General features: G+C 60.0%; 2 protein-coding genes. Both read left to right on the forward strand.

Annotated features, from left to right (window positions below):
* Window positions 1-90 precede the first annotated feature (90 nt).
* Complete coding sequence (locus tag ACR0NA_RS21595; RefSeq protein WP_480732614.1) at window positions 91-2,721, forward strand: phosphoenolpyruvate carboxylase; 2,631 nt, start codon at window positions 91-93, stop codon at window positions 2,719-2,721.
* 24 nt (window positions 2,722-2,745) lie between these two features.
* Window positions 2,746-3,226: PLP-dependent aminotransferase family protein (locus tag ACR0NA_RS21600; RefSeq protein ID WP_480732616.1), on the forward strand; the 481-nt coding region annotated here is incomplete at its 3' end.

Raw genomic sequence — 3,226 nt, forward strand, 5'->3', positions numbered from 1 at the left:
ACGCGAGGCCCGCGAAGCAATGGGGTTCCGCGTCATCAAAAACCTCAACCAATTCTTCAACGGTAAAAAACCTCAAGACAGAGTGATTTGATGCAAACAGCGGCAAAGGACGAATATCCATCGAATGCGTCTTCGGCCTATGCCGAAGGACTGCGGAGCGAACTGCACAGGCTGTGGCGTAACATTCTGTCGAAGAGGGCGCCCCATGTCGCGGCTTGGGCCGATGCCCTGACGCCGGGATCTCTGCCCACGGGACCAGCTGCCACACCTTATCTGCAGGCGCTGTCGATCTGGTTCCAGCTGCTGCGTATCATCGAGGAAAATGCAGCTGTCAGAAATCGCCGGTTGACGGAAACCCGCGATGGCCCTGCAACAGTCGAAGGCGGGTTCGCCGAGGCGCTGTCGAACCTCTCCCTGACCAACAGCCAAATCGGGCAATTGGCCGGATACCTTGTTGTCGGTCCGACCCTTACCGCGCACCCGACCGAAGCCAAGCGCGTCACCGTACTGGAGATACATCGCCGTATCTATCGCCACCTTGTCAGCCTTGAGGCGCAGCGCTGGACGCCGACTGAGCGGGCTGAACTGCTGAATGCGCTTGAGGGCGAGATCGATCTGTTGTGGATGACCGGAGAACTGCGCCTTACCCGCCCCAGCCTCAGGGACGAGATCGAGTGGGGGTTGCAGTTTTTCCGTGACGCAATTTTCGACGCTGTACCACAGGTCATGCAAAGGTTCGATCACGCGTGTCAGGATGTGCTGGGGCAGATCTTGCCGACTGCGCCGAACCTGCGGTTTCACAGCTGGATTGGCGGTGACCGGGACGGTAATCCGAACGTCACAACCGAGATGACCGCGCTGGCGCTGCAGCGCGGACGCGAGTCGGCAATCGATATGTATCGCGAGGCTATCGATGAGGCCGCCGGTCGGCTGAGCATCAGCTCGCTGATCCTGCCCCTGCCTGAGGCCCACGCCGCACGCCTGCAGGACATCACAGATCGTGCACCCGACAGTGGTCGAAACGCAAACGAACCTTTCCGGCAGGCGCTCACTGCGATCGGCCATCTTCTGCAGCATCAGGGTTATGACCACACGACGCAATTCATCGCGGATCTCGAAACGCTTGATGCGGCATTGTGCTCGGTCAACGCCGATCTACTGGCACGTCAGTATATCCGGCCATTGCGCCGCTCGGCATCGGTTTTCGGGTTCCGAACCACAACGTTGGACATTCGCCAGAACTCGACCGTGACCACCAATGTCCTGACCGAAATTTGGGACATGTACGGCGCCGCACCCGAGTATGGAACGCGTGAATGGTCCACCCGCCTGCGGGCCGAGCTGGCCAATCCTGATTTGCCGGACCTTATTCAAAATGACTTGAGCGATCAGGCGAGGGAATTGCTGGCGCTGCTTTCACTGGTTCATTCCGTTCGCACCGGTCCCGACCCCCGCGCAATGGGCCCGTTCATCCTGTCGATGACCCGATCGGCGGATGACATTCTGGGCGTCTATCTGTTGGCGCGCTATGCCGGGTTCGGGGCGGAAACGCTCGACATATCGGTGGTGCCGCTGTTCGAAACCATTGCCGATCTGCGCAATGCACCCTCGATCCTGCTTGAGGTTCTCGATGTTCCTCTGGCCCGGCGCAGCCTAAAGACCGGGGGGAACAAGATTGAGGTGATGCTGGGATATTCGGACAGCGGAAAGGACGGGGGTTTCTTCTGTTCAACGTGTGAACTGGACCGCGCGCAGCGCAGGATCGTGTCCGCGCTGGCCTCTCAGGGATTTCGAGCAGCCTTTTTTCATGGTCGCGGTGGCTCCGTCAGTCGCGGCGGGGCTCCGACCGAACGTGCGATTGCCGCACAACCGAAAGGAACCATTTCTGGACGGCTTCGGGTGACGGAACAGGGCGAGGTCGTCTCGGCCAAGTATGCCAACCGTGGAACCGCCGCCGCCCATCTGGAGCTGCTGCTGTCCAGCACACTGTGCCACACAGCAGACAGCAGCGAAGCGCCAGTGCGCCCCGAATTCCAAGACGCCATGGATGCGCTATCGGAATTGTCGCAGACGGCCTATGTCTCGCTGCTCGAATTGCCCGGATTTCTGGATTATTTCCAGCAGGCCAGTCCGGTCGAGGAACTGGCCCGCCTGAAAATAGGCTCGCGTCCGACCCGCCGGTTTGGGGCCGCAAGCCTGGATGATCTGCGCGCCATCCCGTGGGTGTTTGCGTGGTCTCAGAACCGCCATCTGATCACCGGTTGGTACGGGTTCGGGGCCGCAATGAACAGTTTCCGCAGGTTCCGGGGTGCGCGCGGCGACGAGGTGCTGCATGACCTGTTCCGTCAGTCCCGTCTGTTTCGTCTGGCGGTCGATGAAATGGAAAAATCGCTTTACCAGACGGACATGTCCATTGCCGCAAGCTATGCGGAACTGGTCAGTGACGCGGGAACCCGCCGACGCATCCTCACCGCAATTACCAACGAATACGACAGTACCTGCAGCGCCATCCGGTTTTTGACCGGGGGGCGGGAAATTGGCCATCGGTTCCCGCACTTGTGCGAGCGTTTTGAACGCAAGCGGGCAGAGTTAAACCGTATTCATGCGCTGCAGGTGGATTTGCTGCGCCAGACCCGGAATGAACCGCAGAACGGAACCGTTCCCGTTCCATTGCTGCAATCCATGAACGCGATTTCGGCTGGCCTCGGCTGGACCGGTTAACTCAATAATCAGGAGATAGACGACGTGAACGCCCCCCATCGCCCCAACAATTTCTTTACCCAGTCTCTTTCGGAGCGTGACCCCGAGCTTTTCGGTTCGATCACGTCTGAACTTGGCCGCCAGCGCGACGAGATCGAGCTGATTGCCAGCGAGAACATTGTCAGCGCCGCCGTGATGGAGGCGCAGGGCTCAGTGATGACCAACAAATACGCCGAAGGCTATCCCGGTCGCCGCTACTATGGCGGCTGCCAGTTCGTTGATATCGCCGAGAACCTGGCCATCGACCGTGCCAAGGAACTGTTCGGCTGCGGTTTTGCCAACGTTCAGCCGAACTCGGGCAGCCAAGCCAACCAGGGCGTGTTTCAGGCACTGATCAAACCCGGCGACACCATTCTGGGCATGAGCCTGGATGCCGGCGGTCACCTGACCCACGGCGCGGCCCCCAACCAGTCGGGCAAGTGGTTCAACGCGGTGCATTACGGCGTGCGCCAGCAGGACAACCTGA

Source organism: Ruegeria sp. C11, from assembly GCF_056537725.1.

Excerpts from the sequence above, each read along its gene's own strand:
- ACR0NA_RS21595 (WP_480732614.1), top strand. The coding sequence starts at position 91 with ATGCAAACAGCGGCAAAGGACGAATATCCATCGAATGCGTCTTCGGCC.